Source organism: Paraburkholderia sp. HP33-1 (assembly GCF_021390595.1).
In the GTDB taxonomy this organism is placed as follows: Bacteria; Pseudomonadota; Gammaproteobacteria; order Burkholderiales; family Burkholderiaceae; genus Paraburkholderia.
The window spans coordinates 180376-196696 of record NZ_JAJEJR010000002.1; the positions used below are offsets into that span (position 1 = coordinate 180376).

Sequence of the window (16321 nt, forward strand, 5' to 3'; positions counted from 1 at the left end):
GGCGATTGACGGGCGAAGGTCCGTTATCCGAACCGTCATTCGGGCAATGACAATCTCACCGGCGGCTTACGAGATTCGAACAGTCGCTCGTTAGCGCCATTCCCTTTCTCTCGTCTCATGTCTTCAGTACAGCGAGTTGGAGTGCTCAAATGGTGATCCGTCGACAACAACCGCAAACCTGTTTCGTGTAAGCGCAATGATCTAAATCCACCAGACCGAAACTAGCAGCACAACTTCTCAACGGACCGGCATAGCCGGCTCGTCTCCCCATAAGCGAATGATCTCGTCGACAAACCGCTGAATCGCAAGGTGGCGGCTGTGCCGAAGGTTCCTTATGATGCCGATCTCACGGTAGAACGTTTGGGCGCCGAGATCCAGGGCAGTCAGCCCGTTCGGCCATGCACGCAACCCGATCGTCCTGGGTACGAGCGCAACTCCTACGCCGTTGGCGACCATCGAGGCAATTCCATGCAGGTCGACAATTTCGATGACGTCCTGAACAACAACACGTTCCCGGGAAAGAAACTGGTCCACCAATTGCCCCCCAAATGAGCTTCGCGCAAGGCGAATGAAGGGCGTGCGCTCCACCGCGGTTTGCCACCGCATTCCGGCCATCGATTCGGGTACGAGCAGCACAAATGGCTCAAATGCTAACCGCTGCCATTCGAAATTGTCGGGTAGTGTGAAGGGCGGTCGGCTGACCACTGCAAGGTCGATGTCAGCCTCATCGAGCTGGCCGAGCAGCATAAGGCCGCCTCCCGTCACGATCTGAACCCGCCATGCTGGAAACGCTTCGCGGAACGCCGCGACTGGCTGGGCCAGCACCGACTCCTGGGCCGATGCGATCGCGCCGACGCGCAATGTGCCGGTATTTTCCGCAATGCTGGGTTGTTTCAGCAAACGGGCATATACGCCTAACATCTCCGCGCCTAGCGCGTGCGCTTCCTCACCCGCCTTTGTCAGGCATGGCGTTCGCCCGGACCGGTCGAATAGTTTGACGCCAAGTTCCTCCTCCAGCCGCTGGATCTGTGAGCTGACTGCTGACTGGGTCAGGCCGATGCGTGCCGCAGCCGCCGAGAAGGTTCCGTGTTCCACCACAGCTATCAAGGTCTTCAGTTCGCGCAACATCTCGATATATCGAATATTTCTATGGATGGGATCGAAATATATCGTTTTACTCTTGATATTGATAGATCTAACCTAGCCGGCCAAATACGCGAGTCCAGTCGGACCACGAGTCAACTCAGTCAACTACCCCAGAGAGCAGCGATTGAAAATCAGGCAGGTTAGAGTCACACCGGTCGCCGTCAGGAATCCGCCACTACTGAACAGCGGCGGGCTTCACTCCCCCTATACGGTGCGATCGATCATCGAGGTCGAGGCTGACAATGGCCTCGTGGGCCTTGGCGAAACCTTCGGCGACCAAATGGTGCTCGATCGCCTGAATGTGGTTCGCGAGAGTTTGGTGGGACTAAGTCCGTTCGACCTGAACGCGCTTCGGCAACTTACCCGGACGCAGGCCCCGCATCACGGTTCGGATAGGTTCCGCTTCATGCCGGGATCATGGAACGGCAACCCGACAGACGCGAAGATCTTTGGCGCATTTGAGGTCGCATTCCTCGATCTTCAGGCACGACACCTCGGTATTCCGCTTTGTGAGTTGCTCGGTGGCGCGGTACGCCAGGAAGTGCCATTTTCGGCCTACCTGTTTTTCAAATACGGCACTGACTATGTACGCACGGTTGATCCGGAATACACCGGGGAAGATCCGTGGGGCGAGGTGATGGGCGTCGACCAGCTTGTCGGCGAAGCGCGCCGCATGATTGACCTGTATGGATTTCGCAGCATCAAGGTCAAGGCGGGCGTCCTCACGCCCGAGGAAGACGTTGCGTGTATCAAGGCCCTGAGGAAGGCGTTTCCCGATCACCCGTTGCGCCTCGATACCAATGGCGGCTGGTCGCAGGACACGGCACGCCGGATGGCGGAACTGCTCGAAGGCGATCTCGACTATTACGAGGATCCCACCCCGGGTCTGGGTGGTATGGCGGATCTGCATCTTGCGACCGGACTGCCGCTTGCTACCAACATGGTAGTGACGGATTTCGACGAATTCCGCCGGAACATCACCGTGAATGGTGTCCAGGTGATCCTGTCGGACCACCACTATTGGGGCGGATTACGCGCAACCCAGCAACTTGCGCATCTGTGCGAGATGTTCGATATCGGCCTGTCGATGCATTCCAACTGCCATCTCGGGATCAGCCTGATGGTCATGACGCACATCGCAGCCGCGACGCCGAATCTGACTTATGCATGCGACACGCACTATCCGTGGTTCACGGAAGAGTTGCTGGTCGGTGGCCGGGTACCGATCCGGGAAGGTAACGTCGCCGTTCGCGACCTGCCGGGCATTGGTGTCGAACTGGACCGGAAGGCGCTGGAAGAACTCCATCAGCAGTATTTGAGCTGCGGCTCCAGCGGCCGCGACGACGTTGCACAGATGCGCAAATTCAAGCCCGAGTGGGAGCGCAAAAAGCCGCGGTTCTGATCAGGCACTGACGCGGTTACTGAGGGAGGAGACAGGAACAATGAACAGAAAAATTTGGGCAACAGTTGCATTTTATGGGTCGGGTGAAATCGCCAATAACTTCATCTATGGGATGGGGGCGATGTTCCTGCTGAACTACTACACGGATGTGGCGGGCATCCCGGCTGCCGCCGTGGGAACGCTTCTGCTCCTGATCCGGATCTTCGACGCGGGCGCGGATATCTGGGCGGGACGCGTGGTTGATCGCACCAACACGCGATGGGGCCGCTTCCGTCCATACCTGATCTGGTGTGCGGTCCCGCTCGCTGTCGCGAATGTCCTGGTGTTTTCAGTGCCTCAGCATTGGACGGACGCTCTCAAACTGGTGTATGCGTACGTCAGTTACGGGCTGCTTGGCCTTCTGTTTTCATTCGTCAGCATTCCATATGGATCACTGTCGACGGCAATCAGCCAGGAATCTCGGGTGAGGGCAATGCTCGGGGTGTCGCGCGAAGTGGTGGCCTCTCTGACCGCGATTTTTCTTGCGGTTGTAATTGCTCCGCAGATCCATCACCACGCGGCTCAAGACGGAGAGTCGCTGCATGCAATATATACGCGTTACCTGATCATTTTCGGACTCGTCGGCGTGGTGTCGTACGCTGTTTGCTTCGCCGGCACGAAGGAAACGATTGAATACCGCAAGGACACGCGAACGCTCGGGAGCAGTTTGCGGACTGTTTTCAGGAATCGTGCACTGTTGTTCATCTGTCTAGCGCAAATCTGTATCGTGGCGGCATATTTCTCGATGAATGCCACCATCATCTTCTTTGCCCGATACGTGCTCAGGAACACCGAAGTGCTCATCGAGATCGTGGTCGCGCGAAAGCTGCTTGGCATGCTCGTTGGGGTTCCGCTGTCCGCCTGGCTTGTGAAGCACTTCGGCCGCAAGGGCGCGTTCATGGTTGGACTGGGGGCGTACATCACCGGCTTCGTGCTGCTGTATTGCTTTCGCACCACGGACATTTCGCTGATCCTTGCATTCTTCAGTGTGATCTCCGTCGGCCAGATGCTCACTGCCTCAATGGCCTTCGCGCTGCAGTCCGACACCGTGGAGTACGGGGAGTACATGACGGGCGAACGTGTCGAGGGCATGAGTTACGCGTTCTTCTCATTCGCGCGCAAGTGTGGGCAGGCGCTCGGCGGAGCGATTCCCGCGTTCGTCCTTGCGGCCTCGGGGTATGTGCCGAACCTCGCTAACCAGAGCGCCGGTACTGTGTCGGGAATCTACACTGCGCTGACGCTCGTACCGGCGTCGCTGCTGGGTCTAACGATGCTTGCGTTCATTTTCTACCCGCTGACAGAGCGTCGGTACGCCGAAATCGTGACCGGTATTCAGGAGCGCCGTCAGCGGGAGGTGGCGGAGCTCGCCTGCGACGATGGCCGGGTTCCTTCCACAGTGCGTTAGACCTGCCTGCACAGGCGGGATTCCGGTTGCTGCATGAGTCTCGAGGAAAGCGGTCTCGTTCTTGAGTGCGTGATGTAGGGATTTGGGTGCGCGTCGTGCGGTGCGTACCCACCAAGGGAGTTTTCGGAGTCGGCAGTATAGCGACGTCAGCCTTCGGGCGATGCGAAGGTCAATTTGTTAGGATGACTAGGAAAATATAGAAGATGAAGAAAAATAACCAGGTAAAGCTCGCTGTGGCCGCTGCCGTGCTGATGAATGCAGTGCCGGCTTTTGCACAAAGCAGCGTGACGCTGTATGGTCTCGTCGATGAGGGGATTAGCTATCTGAGCAGTTCGGCGTCGAAGGGCAAAACCAGCGGTGGTCATTCCCAGGTCAGCATGGTTAGCGGCGTGTGGATGGGCAGTCGCTTTGGCCTGAAAGGTAGCGAAGATCTGGGTGGCGGCACGAAGGCCATCTTTACGTTGGAAAACGGCTTCAACGCCACGAACGGCGCATTGAAAACGAGCAATACACTGTTCAGTCGCCAGGCCTTTGTTGGTATGGCCAACGACAGCTACGGCACCTTGACGGCGGGCCGCCAGTATACGTCGTACTATCAGTTGCTCGCGCCGTTCAGCCCGACCACGTGGCTCACCGGCTGGTCCGGCGCGCACCCGGGTGATATTGACGGCCTCGACACGACCTTCCGTGCCAACAACACGCTGAAGTACACCTCGCCCACGCTCTATGGCTTCACGGTAAGCGGTTCGTATTCGCTGGGCGGCGTGGCCGGAAGCACGAATGCGGGTTCGTCCATTTCGGCTGGCGTTCAGTACGCGCAGGGTCCAATCGGGTTCGCTACCGGGTTCCAGCGCGGCAACAACTCGAATTCGAGTGGCAACGTGTGGGGCGCTAACTCCACGATGCAAGACGGCCTTGATTCGAATAACAATGGTGCCCAGCAAGGACTCTCGGCGGTCAACAATGGCTACGCGCAGAACAAGGCCCAACAGCGCTTTGCTGTGATCGGCGCCTACAAGTTCAGCCAGGGTTTTGACATCACTGCGTCCTACTCGAACGTGCAGTACCTTCCGGGCATCCTGTCCGCCGGACTGTTCCGCAACGAGGCGATCTTCAATACCGGTGGCATCGTGATGCACTGGAAGGCAACCCCAGTACTCGACCTCGCGCTGGGCTACGCCTACACGGCGGCAACGAAGGCGAACACCATCACGGACGCAGCCAGGTACAACCAGATCAGCGCATCTCAGTTCTACTCGCTGTCCAAGCGCACAGGTTTGTATTCAGTTGAAGGCTACACGCGCGCAAGCGGTAAGACGCTGGGCTCGGGTGGAACTAGCGTCATCAACGCTACCGCGACGGTCGGTGACGGTCAGAACAGCACGCCGTCGTCCTCGCGCAGCCAGGTTGCGGTTGCCGTCGGTATGATCGCCAAGTTCTAATCACTCAGCCAGCGAGCCGGCACACCTGTGGGGCGGTTGAATCCGCCCGCCGACAACAGTCGCTCATCACTCATCGTTGGTTGCGCATCTGCTGCTCTATCGGCTGTTTGTCTCGAATGAGGCGCGAAACTCGGGAGGGCATTAGACAGGCGTGTCGGCATGCCCTCCCGCGAGCTTCCGGTCAGTACGCTTTCTTCGGCGGCATCGACCGTTTTATCTGCTTTCGTAACCTGGCCACAGCCGCTGCTTTCTTTCGCTTGCGCTTCGCAGTTGGTGTTTCATAAGCCATCCTTGCCCGCAGTTCCTTTAACAGGCCGGTGTTCTCGATCGAACGTCGGAAGCGGCGCAACGCGACTTCCACCGGTTCGTTCAGCTTTGGGGTTACGGTAGTCAATTCTTTTCCTGGTTGTGAGTTTGCGTCGTGAATCGTCCGGACGTCCGCGACGGTATTCGCTGCTCTATTCCGTTGCCGATGAATGCCGTCTGATGAAGGGGGTAAAGACCCGATCGGTTCTCTTTGTGGGCCGCGATTCTTGCTCTCGTGGTGCGTACGATAACCCTCGATGGCATTGGATATAGTTCGAATTCCCGATCGAAGAAGGCGAAGCGCCGCAACCGGCGAGCGGCCACTATACGCTCGATTCCCTGCTAGGTAACAACATTTATCACTCAATGACGGGCCAATTCCGCGCAATTCGTGCTGTTACGTTTGGTATCGCGAAAGCGGTTGACCCGGTCCAGTTATACGCGTATCGTTCGCCGTTGAAGTATTCAGGAAGTTCAATTGGTGTCCGTCTTATATCCGCCGCTTGCGCGGAATTCGTTGTCCTCTTTTTCCCTCTTGATGCTTCCCCGTCGCCATGTGGAACGGGAATGTTCAATATATTTTCTTGAGGGATTCATCATGAATACCGGTATCGTCAAGTGGTTCAACGAAAGCAAGGGCTTTGGATTCATCACTCCGGACGCGGGCGGGGAAGACCTGTTTGCGCATTTTTCGGAAATCTCGGGTGACGGATTCAAGACGTTGACTGAAAACCAGAAGGTCAGCTTCGAGACGAAGCGTGGCCCGAAGGGCCTTCAGGCATCGAACATCAAGCCGCTTTAATTCAATCAGGCGTCCGCTGTCCCAAGCATCGGACGCCGCCCTGTCGCAGAAGCGCACCGGCCGGCTTTTTTCGGCTCCAGGAGCGCTTCCCAGTCTGCATTCATCCCCGACTTGCTATCGCATCCGAACGAGTCAGCGTCCCCCTCCGGGACAAAGGAGTCCTGCATTCATTTTAATTCCACTGGTAATCATGCAAAATTCTGTCGCACGACAATACCGCGGTTACGCGGTCCGGTCGTCAGCTCACTGTCTGCCTGACGGCTGTTTTTCCTCGAACGTGACCCTTACGCGGTCCGATGCCCGTTCTGGGCCCGCGCTTTACGAGTTTTATTCGCTCGACTATTTCAGCAGCGAAGAAGACGCACTGGGTTATTCCGACCGATGGGCGCGCGACTGGATCGATACGCGCGGCTGACAACGCCCATCAGTTTCGACGCTGCCCACACAGTCCTCGCCCTTCGATGCCGCGAGTCCCTTCAGCCAAAGCGCGCGTCCAACCACTCCTGAGCCCAGTTTTTCGCATAGGCAATGGCGTCCTCGCGCACGTCGAAGCCCGCAAGATCACCACTTAGATGAATGTCATGCTCGCTCCCGTCCGCACGGTTGGTGCTGATGCGGGCATGGGCCATGTATTCGCCGTCGGCCCTGCGTGGCGTCGGGTCGATGATGAATCGGGTTGAATTGAAGCGCATTGTCTTTCCTTGTTCGTTTGCCGCGCGGCCATGATCGTTGCGGAGCGTCTGGTCTCCGATGTTGCCTGCGTTTGCTGCCGCCGACGTGCACCGATGGGTTCCGGCGTAGAGCGAGGCGCGAGTCACAACTCCAGATCGAGGACGTTCGTGTCCTGGGCGCACGTGTCGATGAGGTGTTCCGCATAGGCAGTCGATGCACGCCGCGCGTCGCCGGCGCTCTGGAACGGCCTCGTCACCGCAAGCCTGAATACGCGGCTGCGCGGCACTTGCTCTGAGCTTCGCGGCTCCTGGATACGTACGGCAGCGTCGAACCCTTCGTCGTAGTTATGCCCACTTCCGGGCTCGGTGGCTCGATGCGGATAGACCAGTGGATAAACTTCCAGTCCACGGTAGAGACGGAAAATGCCTGACATGGAAAACCTTTCAGGCCGCGTCACGACGCGGCGGAATGGAGAAGGGGTGTGAACGACAGAATTCAGTCTCCACACGATGGGCCGGGTCATTCGGCCTGCAATGAAAGTGAGCTGCCCGATTTTGTCGGAAAGGCTGCCGGGGAGGCACCGGGAACGGGCGTGGGGCAATCAACGATTTCATGCTACGCCCATTGCGGGATTTGTACAGCGAAAGTTTTCTGATTCCCGCTTTGAATGCGAATTGTGTGAGGTAAGTCGACTACCGGCATCCCCGTAGTGTCACGACGCAGGTAAGGCCGCAGCCGACGTTCGCATACCGCCGCGTTAACGACGGCGAAATGCCGCTCTTTGCGTTGCGCCGCCGCTTCGCTCGTCCTTGTGTCGAAAATTGGTTCTTCCCGTCGTCAGGTCGTACACCGAGAGTTCCAGCGTTACCCGATCTCCCGCAAGGATGCGAACGTGATGTGGAAAAGCAAGATTCACAGGCTGCTTGCAGTCGCCAGGAGCGTCGATGGACAGGGTAGGGACTGCGTTCTTTCTGCTGCCCAGTTGCGGCGTTCATTCAAACGGAATTTCGTCTGCCGGCTGGTGCGCAGCTTTCGCGCGGCGTTTTTTGAACATCGCCGGATCGCGCACGATCGTGACAGCGCATGGTGCATAGGCGAGCACCTGCCGGGCGACCGAGCCGATCAGCCAGCGATCGAACGGCGTACGACCGCGATGCCCGACGACCAGATGATCGATATCGTGCTGCTCTGCGTAGAGTACGATTTCCTTCGCGGGCTGCCCTACGATGAGATCGAACTCGGGATGTTCGCCATCGGAGGCGAGCGTCGCCTTGAGGTCGGTGAGGACTTCGTTGGCATGGCGCAACTCGTGCTCGACCAGCTCGCGTCTTTCCAGTTCTATGGCGCCCCAGTCCGGCGCGCGCGCCACGACGAGCACATGCAGGCGCGCGTCAAAACGCTTCGCGAGATCGACTGCAAAAGCGACCGCCTGTCGCGCAGATTGCGACCCGTCATAACCTACCAGGACGTTCTGCATGATCTGCTCCTGTCCGGTTCGGACCGGAATATGCCTTGCTTGAACCGCAAGCGCTCCTCCACTTCGCGGCGTCGGCGGCGCGAAATCAGTTGTCGTCGCTTCGGATTGGAGGATGCTCGTGCGGGACAGGCTCCGCGGAGTCGGCATCGGGAAGGTCATCTTTCCCTGGTTTTGCCGGCCGTTGTGCGCCGGTCCTGGGGCCCGTGCTGGACGGGGAATGCGCCGGGTCGGGAGGAGGCCTGTCATTCGGCTTGGCAGATGGATCGGAGGGCACGGTATGCTCCTACGCAAGCTGGTTCTATCATCATAGACCCAATCCGCGCAGTGCCAAAGCGCACGGTTCCACACTGGTACTGTCGATGAATGGGTCTTCCCGAGCCACATGAGCCGATCGGGAAAATCTGACGACTGGTCCGCTGGCCGACCAGCATGAGACGCTCACGGGCGACACGACGACTCACCGCACGACGGCCATTCCGAACATCCGCGCGTGGCCGCTAGTCGCTCTCAAACGTCACTTCCAACGGATGCGATGAAGCGCCTGCGGGGACTCAGCAGCCTGTGGGTGTCGGATGCGCCGACGGCAGGCCTGCGCATCAGATCCGCCCGCTTGCGATGCCGGACTTGTGCGTTTCGATACCTCCATTGATCTACGTCAAGTCGCAATGCTGGGCGACGCGAATACTGGCAGCAATGCCAACGCCCCAGGAGACTCTCATGGCTCAGTCGATGAAGGCGGCCGTCGTGCATGCCTTTGGTGAACCGCTTCGTATCGAAGAAGTGCCCGTACCTACGCCGGGGACGGGGCAGATTCTGGTTAGCGTCAAGGCGTCCGGCGTGTGTCACACGGACCTGCACGCGGCCGACGGCGACTGGCCGGTCAAGCCGACGCTGCCATTCATCCCCGGCCACGAAGGTGTGGGTTTCGTCGCAGCGGCAGGCAGCGGCGTCACGAACGTCAAGGAAGGCGACCGGGTTGGCGTGCCGTGGCTCTATACCGCGTGCGGTTACTGCGAACATTGCCAGAGCGGCTGGGAAACGCTCTGTCATAAGCAACAGAACACCGGCTATTCCGTGAACGGCGCCTATGCCGAATACGTGCTTGCCGATCCCAACTACGTCGGACACCTGCCGCAGCAGATCGCCTTCGACGAAATCGCGCCGATCCTCTGCGCGGGCGTTACGGTCTACAAAGGTATTCGCGTGACCGATACGCGGCCAGGGCAATGGCTGGCGATCTCAGGCATTGGCGGTCTCGGCCACGTGGCCGTGCAATATGCGATCGCGATGGGACTTCACGTGGTCGCGGTCGACGTGAGCGACGAGAAGCTCGCGCTCGCGCGCGAACTCGGCGCGCATCTCGCGATCGACGCATCCAAGGCCGATCCCGCCGCCGTCATCCAGAAGGAAATCGGCGGCGCGCATGGCGTGCTCGTCACCGCGGTCTCTCGCAGCGCCTTCGCGCAGGCCCTCGGCATGGTGCGCCGCGGCGGGACGGTTGCACTTAACGGCCTGCCGCCGGGCGATTTTCCCCTGCCTATCTTCTCGACGGTACTGAACGGCATCACCGTGCGCGGCTCGATCGTGGGAACGCGGCGAGATCTGCAAGAGTCGCTAGACTTCGCCGCGGACGGCAAGGTCCGCGCCCATATCCAGCGCGAGCGGCTCGACAACATCAACACGGTGTTGACCGACCTGCGGAACGGAAATGTCAACGGCAGAGTGGTATTGACGTTCGATTGAACGGTTAGCAGTCCGCTTCGCGATGCCCGCGAAATTCCAGGGCATCGCACCATCCCTCACGGTTATTCTGTCAACTGCCGGCGCACCCGCATGGCGTCGCTTCACTAAACTCCCCCGCGTTTGCAAGGTCGCTCTGTCGGAGCGAAAATGCCGACACACTGCGCTTGACCGATCTCTGCCTGACAGCGATCAGCAGCAGGCGACCCGCATGGGATGGGCGGGGCGTGATGGCGGGCAGCGTTACTGCCGTGCTCTACCCGATCAACCGATCGTGCGGTCCCGCCCGGAGCGAACGGTTGGGCGCGCTAATCAAGAAAAAATTTTTCGCGCTCGCCACAATATTCGAGCTCCTGAAACGTCTTCAGACGCATGGAACCGCCACCCACCTCGCACACGATGACCGACCGAGACAGCGACATCACCGCGACCGTGGTGCGTGAGCGCACGAGGCTCGTCAATTTTATCCGGCGTCGAATACGCGACCCGGAAGATGCCGAGGACATCCTGCAGGATGTGTTCCACGAATTTGTGCAGGCCTACCGGCTTCCCGCTCCGATCGAACAGGCGAGCGCGTGGCTTTTCCGTGCCGCGCGCAACCGCATCATCGATCGTTTTCGCAAGAAGAAAGAGCAGCCGCTGACAGATCTATCCGAGACCGAGGACGACGCCAGCAGCGAGTATCGCCTCGACCTCGCCCTACCGGCGCACGATGCAGGTCCAGAAGCCCTCTACGCTCGCGCTCTGTTGCTCGAGGCCTTGCAGGATGCGCTCAATGAGTTGGCGCCGAATCAACGTGAGGTATTTATCGCGCACGAGCTGGAGGGGCGGACTTTCAAAGACATGGTGGCGGAAAGCGGTGTGACGCTCAATACGCTACTCGCGCGCAAACGCTACGCGGTCTTGCATTTGCGCGCCCGACTGCAGGCCATTTATGACGAACTGGATATTTAGAGGAGTCGACGGATGAATTTCCGAATCAGATATGTGGGTAAAGCGCTGCTTGTGGTGGTCGCCATAGGCGTGCTCGGGTGGGTGGTCATGAGTCTATGGAATTGGGTGATTCCGGCGCTATTCGTCGGCGCCCGTGCGATCGACTTCGCACATGCGTTGGGCCTGCTGGTTTTGAGCCGCATCCTGTTTGGCGGATTCCGCGGACACGGCGGCTGGCGCGCACGGCGTCACTGGCGCAAATGGGAAGCGATGACGCCCGAAGAACGCGAGCATTTCCAGACGGCATGGCGGTCGGGCTGCCCTCGGCGCTCTGAGGACTGAAAATGCGCGAGAAATCAACAGCCGACTGCAAACAGAAACCGGGCGTGATTGTGCCAGCCGTCGACCTGAAACGTTGCGAAGGAAAGGGCGATTGCCTGGAGGTCTGCCCCGAGAATGTGTTTGAGATCCGGCGCATCGATGAGGTCGATTATCTCAGCCTCGATTTGATGCATCGCCTCAAGCTACGCGTGCATGGAATGAAAGTCGCCTACACGCCGAACGCGCACGCCTGCCGGTCGTGCGGTCTTTGCGTGACGGCGTGCCCTGAACGCGCGATCAAGCTGGCCAGAACAGCGTAGCTTCACACGTTTTTGCTGATCAAGGAACGCACATGGCTTCATCAACCACAGTTCTTCTGCGGCGGCTTCACGAACAGAGCCAGACGGAAGTGATAGCCCGCGCACGGGCGCAGTTCCAAGGATCGAGCGACGAGTTTCTGACTCTCGCGGAGGAATACGAAACGCTCGCACCTCGATTGCGTGGACGGTTTCTCGAAACGCTCGGGCTATCTAGCGAAGATTTCGAGTCCTTGCAAGGCACTCCTCTATCGTTAGCCGTGTCGGCGGAAACGGGAAGGTTTCTACGCAACATGGTGCTTTCGCACAAACCGGCTCGAATCCTCGAACTCGGCAGTTCCTGCGGTGTGTCCACGCTGTATTTCGCCGAGGCCCTTCGCACGTTGGGCAGTGGCATGGTTGTGGCGACTGAACTCGATGCTGTTAAGTGCGCACATCTTCGGGACCACGTCAGAACGGCGGGCGTAGAAGCTTATGTTGACCTGCGGGAGGGCGATGTATTCCAGACCGTTTCCGAACTGGACGGCACTTTCGACATGGTGTTTCTCGACGTATGGGCCAATGCCTATCTGAATCTATTCAGGCAAATTGAGCGCCTGCTACGCCCGGGGTCTATCGTTCTCGCCGACAACATGTACACAGCCGAGGAGATCGTTCGGCCATACAAGCGCTACCTTGACGACAATCCGCGCTTTTCGACCACGACGCTGGACTTTGAATCAGGGGTCGAATTTACAGTCGTCGTTTCTTGAGCTGATGAAGAGTGGACTCCGTCCGGAACCCGGTTCATGTGCCATGCAATCTGGAAGGTTCCGGCGATGCGATGTTTTGTCGGCGATCCCCCATTGCATCGGCAGGTACGCAGGCTAAGGCACCGTCTTAAGCGCCCGGGAGAGCGCGAGCGGAGAAGGCGGTCATTTCGCTGTCTAAATAATCAGCACGTGAATGACGCTTCCCGGCCGGCAGTACGTGTCCACGCAAAACCGCCGGACAGCGCCATCCCACTGGGTTTCTGACGAACCAGGGTAGTCCAGTCTGACTAGTCCAATAGGCGGTAGATGCTGCGTCAACTGCTGCATACAATCCAGCGGCGATGCGCCGACACAGATGGACTGGAGCCGTAAGGAAGTTCGGCGCCCAGACACGATTGCCGCAATGTCGGCATTAAATTGGGAGAAGGCATGTTCAAAGTAATCGCCTTGCTTACGCGACGAACAGACCTGAGCCGGGAGGCGTTTGTCGACTACTACGAGAAGAACCATGCGCCGCTCATCCTGGACCTCATGCCGGGGATCAAGGCCTATCGCCGTAATTTCATTCAATCGGAGGGCGCGATTCTCTCAGCCGGACAGGTCATGCCGGATTTCGACGTGATTACGGAGATCTATTTCGAGAATCGTCAGGCTTTCGAGCGTGGCATTCAGGCCGTAATGGAGCCCGCCATAGCGGCCAGTGTCGCCGCCGACGAGGAAAACGTCTTCGACCGCAGCAAGACTCGCTTCCTGATAGTCGAAGAACGCGAGTCAACAATAACGTGACGGTCGAGCTCGTCACACAGACGCGGGATTTTGCAGAAGTCGATCCATAGGTGGCGGTCGCCTTCGCTAGTCAGGCAATGTGACTGTTGCCGGCCAATCCTTGATCAGGTTGCCGGAAATACCGAGGCTACAGTGCGCGTCAGCGCGGGGGAGCCACTGGGAACGGTTCGATCTGTTGCGGCTCGGCGTCGGGATCGATGACCGTGTCGACGCGCGCGCAGTCCTTTCGCAAGACCATCGAGGGTGAGCGAACGCGATCCCGACGATGATGCTAAGGTTTGTCTTGTCGGCCCGGCAGAACGAAGTGGTGCGTAGCCGATGCCAACGGACAAACGGTAGAACGAGCAACCATGAAGAAGGTCGTGACGCTCGCGGCATGTGTCGTGCTAGCTGCCTCCCTGAGTGGCTGTATGTGGGGGCCTCCTGGCGGTGGGCCGGGTGGCGGACCCGGGGGACCTGGCGGTCCGGGCGGAGGTCCCGGCGGCCCAGGCGGTGGCCCGGGTCCACGCGGCGACATCATTGCGCCTCATGCGACGCAGGTCGCGTGACCGGGCGTTCTGAGCTCGACGACCGCTAGCGAGGCGAAGCCAGGTTCATCTCGACTACATAGCCGGCAAAGGATGGTTACGGCGCACGAAGCCATCGTCGCTCCACATTTCAGAACCGACTCCGTGACGCACGAAAAACAGTCCGTCGGGATCGTATTTCTGTTTGATCCGCAGCAATCGCGGGTAATTGTCGCCCCAGTAAGCGTGCTGCCAATCCCGCTGAAAGTAGCTGCTTTCAGCCACGTAGGCACCATTGTCAGGCACGACAGTTCTAAGCTGCTCCATCGCCTTGGCGATGCGCGCTACATCCTGCCTCGCCTTGGCCAGGTTGGGCTCATGTCCAGGCAGCCCGTCGAATGCGGGTGGCCCCTCGCTCGCAACGATCGCCAGCGCAAAGGAGCGCAATACCGCCGCATTCATCGGGGTATCCGCTGCGGCCGCTATGACGTTCGACGGCGCACCGGCGAGGCCTTTCTGGAAATGCAGCTCGATGGTCCAGTGTCGGCTTGCATCCACGAGCGCGTCGACTAACGCCGGCTGCTGACTGGCTTCCAGCAGTGCTGCAGGGAGCCATAGCGACTCGAACGCGTGAAGCACATGACCGGCTTCCGCGAGATTGGCCTGCCAGAAGAAATTGGTATTGGGCGCGCCTGGGCGATCGTCGAAAAGCACGACTCCTGGCAGTACCTTTTCGATAGCCTTTCCGTTCCAGCGGGCCCGCCCGGGGCCTGAAACAATGGCAGGAGCAGTCATCGTCATGTCATCCTGAAGCCTGATCCAACTCCAGAACGGTTCCCACAATTGCGCGACTTCCTCGCGCGTGAGGCCCTGAGAATTCATCCCGATTTGCAGTCGGTTGCCCGGCAGCAAGGTGACGAGTTCCCCCCAGTGGCCGTTGCACAGACTGGCGGCGTAAAAGCTGACGAAACGCGTCACCAGCCGCCTGTATGCCGCATCCGAATTCGCTTTGACCGTTGACGACACATACCCGATGACCGCCGGCAGATCGTGCGTGCGCAGCGTCAGTCGGGTGACCACGCCAAAGGTTCCACCTCCGCCGCCTTTCAGCGCCCAGAAGAGCTCCGGCTCGCTACATGCGTTGACGGTTCTGACGGCACCGTCCGCCGTCACGACCTCGGCCTCGAGCAGCGAGGCCGCCGCGATGCCAAACTGCTTCGAATAGGTCCCGAAGCCGCCTCCCTGAATGAGGCCCGCGACCCCTACAGTCCCGCATCCGCCTCCCTGGACATAGCGCCCGGCCGCACCAGTGACGGCCTCATAGGTGTGCATCCAGATCGCACCCGAGCCCACGCTTACCGCCTGCACGGGAGAGGCATCAGGCCCGCAGCCGGTCGGCACGAACGCATCATGAACCACGATATCGCGCATGCCGCGCGTCCAGATCATGAGCGAATCCGGCGCGGTCGATGTGCCAAGATAGGAATGCCCTCCGCCTCGCACGACGAGACGCAGCTTACGGGCGCGGGCAAAATTGACCGCCGCCGCCACGTGCCTTCTTTCCTGCGCGGCCACGACGTAGGCGCTGGGTTGCGATTCCCACGCACCCACCCAGCCACAGGTTTGTGTCAGTGCCGGTGTGTCGCCGATGAAATAGGGGTTCTTGAGTTCACGGAAGAGCGCGTCACATTGCTGAAGGTCCACAGGTTCATTGCAGGCTCTCAGCGGGGACTCGGGGCTGAACAATCGGCCGTCAACCGTGGTGCCGAGGTGCATCCACTCGGCTTTCGTCGGCCATCCCGCATCACCGGGCCTGACTCGTCGCAGCGTTGAGGTGCCGACCGTTGTCGCATACGACTCCGCGGGCCATAGCGAGGGCAGCAAAGGAATTGCACCAAACCACCGGAGTACTTCGCGACGTCGGGCCATTTGCGTCCTCGCTGCGGATTCGTCGGCCGTCTGAGTATGCGCGATTTCACGTATCGGGGCACGCCGCGCCACGGCGCTCCTCTTTCTGGAAGCGAGACGGGATGGAAACGGTGGTGCGCGCCGTCGGCTTGAAGTCGCTGGGGATTTTCAGGTGCGCGGGAGTCAAGGTGGGCTCCGGCACCGATCTGCTCGGCCCGGGCCATCGTATGCAAAGCGACGAGTTCCGTTGCTCGACTTGAACTGCCTGAGCGACAAGGGCGAGCACATCCCGCTGGTGATGAAGGGCGGGCGCGTCGAGTTCAACGAATTGCGTTGAACCGGGGCGCCAGCCATTTGTTCGCCGGCG

The 16321-nt window shown here is 59.5% G+C and carries 17 protein-coding genes and 1 pseudogene; 11 read left to right on the plus strand and 7 right to left on the minus strand.

Annotated elements, in window-relative coordinates:
- Positions 1 to 237: 237 nt before the first annotated feature.
- Complete coding sequence (locus tag L0U81_RS16850) at positions 238 to 1128, minus strand: LysR family transcriptional regulator (RefSeq protein WP_233804673.1); 891 nt, start codon at positions 1126 to 1128, stop codon at positions 238 to 240.
- Between the two features lie 142 nt (positions 1129 to 1270).
- Here L0U81_RS16850 and L0U81_RS16855 point away from each other — a divergent pair, with 142 nt between their 5' ends.
- The 3 genes from L0U81_RS16855 (at position 1271) to L0U81_RS16865 (ending at position 5434) form a co-directional block, all read left to right on the plus strand.
- Positions 1271 to 2548: a glucarate dehydratase family protein gene (locus L0U81_RS16855; RefSeq protein ID WP_233804675.1), complete on the plus strand. Its 1278-nt coding sequence runs from the start codon at positions 1271 to 1273 to the stop codon at positions 2546 to 2548.
- Positions 2549 to 2588: 40 nt separating this feature from the next.
- Positions 2589 to 3992 (plus strand): glycoside-pentoside-hexuronide (GPH):cation symporter, encoded by a 1404-nt coding sequence (locus L0U81_RS16860; RefSeq protein ID WP_233804677.1) that lies wholly within the window; start codon positions 2589 to 2591, stop codon positions 3990 to 3992.
- A gap of 203 nt (positions 3993 to 4195) precedes the next feature.
- Entirely contained in the window at positions 4196 to 5434 is a 1239-nt protein-coding gene (locus tag L0U81_RS16865) for a porin (protein ID WP_233804678.1), read from the plus strand.
- A gap of 181 nt (positions 5435 to 5615) precedes the next feature.
- Here L0U81_RS16865 and rpsU read toward each other — a convergent pair whose 3' ends face one another.
- The gene (gene rpsU / locus L0U81_RS16870) at positions 5616 to 5828 is read right to left on the minus strand and encodes a 30S ribosomal protein S21 (RefSeq protein WP_233804680.1); all 213 of its coding nucleotides are present in this window, start codon (positions 5826 to 5828) and stop codon (positions 5616 to 5618) included.
- 510 nt (positions 5829 to 6338) lie between these two features.
- On the opposite strand from rpsU, the gene L0U81_RS16875 reads away from it, so the two are divergent.
- Both L0U81_RS16875 and L0U81_RS16880 read left to right on the plus strand, forming a co-directional pair.
- A complete protein-coding gene (locus tag L0U81_RS16875; protein WP_233804682.1) occupies positions 6339 to 6542 on the plus strand; it encodes a cold-shock protein in 204 nt (67 codons plus the stop codon).
- Between the two features lie 190 nt (positions 6543 to 6732).
- Positions 6733 to 6957 (plus strand): hypothetical protein, encoded by a 225-nt coding sequence (locus L0U81_RS16880; protein ID WP_233804683.1) that lies wholly within the window; start codon positions 6733 to 6735, stop codon positions 6955 to 6957.
- Positions 6958 to 7018: 61 nt separating this feature from the next.
- On the opposite strand, the gene L0U81_RS16885 is transcribed toward L0U81_RS16880, so the two are convergent.
- The 4 genes and pseudogenes from L0U81_RS16885 to L0U81_RS16900 all read right to left on the minus strand — a co-directional run bounded on the left by L0U81_RS16885 (position 7019) and on the right by L0U81_RS16900 (position 8850).
- Positions 7019 to 7234 (minus strand): hypothetical protein, encoded by a 216-nt coding sequence (locus tag L0U81_RS16885; protein WP_233804685.1) that lies wholly within the window; start codon positions 7232 to 7234, stop codon positions 7019 to 7021.
- Positions 7235 to 7356: 122 nt separating this feature from the next.
- The gene (locus L0U81_RS16890) at positions 7357 to 7647 is read right to left on the minus strand and encodes a hypothetical protein (protein WP_233804687.1); all 291 of its coding nucleotides are present in this window, start codon (positions 7645 to 7647) and stop codon (positions 7357 to 7359) included.
- Positions 7648 to 7971: 324 nt separating this feature from the next.
- Positions 7972 to 8112, minus strand: a pseudogene (locus L0U81_RS16895) (translation initiation factor IF-1); the annotation flags it as partial.
- Positions 8113 to 8205: 93 nt separating this feature from the next.
- Positions 8206 to 8850 carry a universal stress protein gene (locus L0U81_RS16900; protein WP_233804689.1) on the minus strand — a complete coding sequence of 215 codons (645 nt, stop codon included), beginning with the start codon at positions 8848 to 8850 and terminating at the stop codon, positions 8206 to 8208.
- A gap of 558 nt (positions 8851 to 9408) precedes the next feature.
- Between L0U81_RS16900 and adhP the strand changes: the two genes are divergently transcribed.
- From adhP to L0U81_RS16930, 6 genes are all read left to right on the plus strand, one after another.
- Positions 9409 to 10434 carry an alcohol dehydrogenase AdhP gene (gene adhP, locus L0U81_RS16905; RefSeq protein WP_233804691.1) on the plus strand — a complete coding sequence of 342 codons (1026 nt, stop codon included), beginning with the start codon at positions 9409 to 9411 and terminating at the stop codon, positions 10432 to 10434.
- 369 nt (positions 10435 to 10803) lie between these two features.
- Complete coding sequence (locus tag L0U81_RS16910) at positions 10804 to 11385, plus strand: RNA polymerase sigma factor (RefSeq protein WP_233804693.1); 582 nt, start codon at positions 10804 to 10806, stop codon at positions 11383 to 11385.
- Between the two features lie 12 nt (positions 11386 to 11397).
- On the plus strand, positions 11398 to 11706 hold the full coding sequence (locus L0U81_RS16915; RefSeq protein WP_233804695.1) for a hypothetical protein: 309 nt from the start codon (positions 11398 to 11400) through the stop codon (positions 11704 to 11706).
- Between the two features lie 2 nt (positions 11707 to 11708).
- Complete coding sequence (locus L0U81_RS16920; protein WP_233804697.1) at positions 11709 to 12005, plus strand: 4Fe-4S dicluster domain-containing protein; 297 nt, start codon at positions 11709 to 11711, stop codon at positions 12003 to 12005.
- 32 nt (positions 12006 to 12037) lie between these two features.
- Entirely contained in the window at positions 12038 to 12754 is a 717-nt protein-coding gene (locus L0U81_RS16925; protein ID WP_233804699.1) for an O-methyltransferase, read from the plus strand.
- A gap of 429 nt (positions 12755 to 13183) precedes the next feature.
- On the plus strand, positions 13184 to 13540 hold the full coding sequence (locus tag L0U81_RS16930; RefSeq protein WP_233804701.1) for an EthD domain-containing protein: 357 nt from the start codon (positions 13184 to 13186) through the stop codon (positions 13538 to 13540).
- Between the two features lie 602 nt (positions 13541 to 14142).
- Here the strand turns inward: L0U81_RS16930 and L0U81_RS16935 are convergent.
- Positions 14143 to 15822 (minus strand): FAD-binding oxidoreductase, encoded by a 1680-nt coding sequence (locus L0U81_RS16935; protein ID WP_233804703.1) that lies wholly within the window; start codon positions 15820 to 15822, stop codon positions 14143 to 14145.
- Positions 15823 to 16321 lie beyond the last annotated feature (499 nt).

Bases quoted from the DNA above. Each gene is read 5' to 3' on its own strand.
- L0U81_RS16850 (WP_233804673.1), bottom strand. From the start codon at position 1,128: ATGTTGCGCGAACTGAAGACCTTGATAGCTGTGGTGGAACACGGAACC.
- L0U81_RS16860 (WP_233804677.1), top strand. From the start codon at position 2,589: ATGAACAGAAAAATTTGGGCAACAGTTGCATTTTATGGGTCGGGTGAA.
- L0U81_RS16865 (WP_233804678.1), top strand. From the start codon at position 4,196: ATGAAGAAAAATAACCAGGTAAAGCTCGCTGTGGCCGCTGCCGTGCTG.
- L0U81_RS16875 (WP_233804682.1), top strand. From the start codon at position 6,339: ATGAATACCGGTATCGTCAAGTGGTTCAACGAAAGCAAGGGCTTTGGA.
- L0U81_RS16880 (WP_233804683.1), top strand. From the start codon at position 6,733: ATGCAAAATTCTGTCGCACGACAATACCGCGGTTACGCGGTCCGGTCG.
- L0U81_RS16885 (WP_233804685.1), bottom strand. From the start codon at position 7,234: ATGCGCTTCAATTCAACCCGATTCATCATCGACCCGACGCCACGCAGG.
- L0U81_RS16890 (WP_233804687.1), bottom strand. From the start codon at position 7,647: ATGTCAGGCATTTTCCGTCTCTACCGTGGACTGGAAGTTTATCCACTG.
- L0U81_RS16900 (WP_233804689.1), bottom strand. From the start codon at position 8,850: ATGACCTTCCCGATGCCGACTCCGCGGAGCCTGTCCCGCACGAGCATC.
- adhP (WP_233804691.1), top strand. From the start codon at position 9,409: ATGGCTCAGTCGATGAAGGCGGCCGTCGTGCATGCCTTTGGTGAACCG.
- L0U81_RS16910 (WP_233804693.1), top strand. From the start codon at position 10,804: ATGGAACCGCCACCCACCTCGCACACGATGACCGACCGAGACAGCGAC.
- L0U81_RS16915 (WP_233804695.1), top strand. From the start codon at position 11,398: ATGAATTTCCGAATCAGATATGTGGGTAAAGCGCTGCTTGTGGTGGTC.
- L0U81_RS16920 (WP_233804697.1), top strand. From the start codon at position 11,709: ATGCGCGAGAAATCAACAGCCGACTGCAAACAGAAACCGGGCGTGATT.
- L0U81_RS16925 (WP_233804699.1), top strand. From the start codon at position 12,038: ATGGCTTCATCAACCACAGTTCTTCTGCGGCGGCTTCACGAACAGAGC.
- L0U81_RS16930 (WP_233804701.1), top strand. From the start codon at position 13,184: ATGTTCAAAGTAATCGCCTTGCTTACGCGACGAACAGACCTGAGCCGG.
- L0U81_RS16935 (WP_233804703.1), bottom strand. From the start codon at position 15,822: ATGCACCTCGGCACCACGGTTGACGGCCGATTGTTCAGCCCCGAGTCC.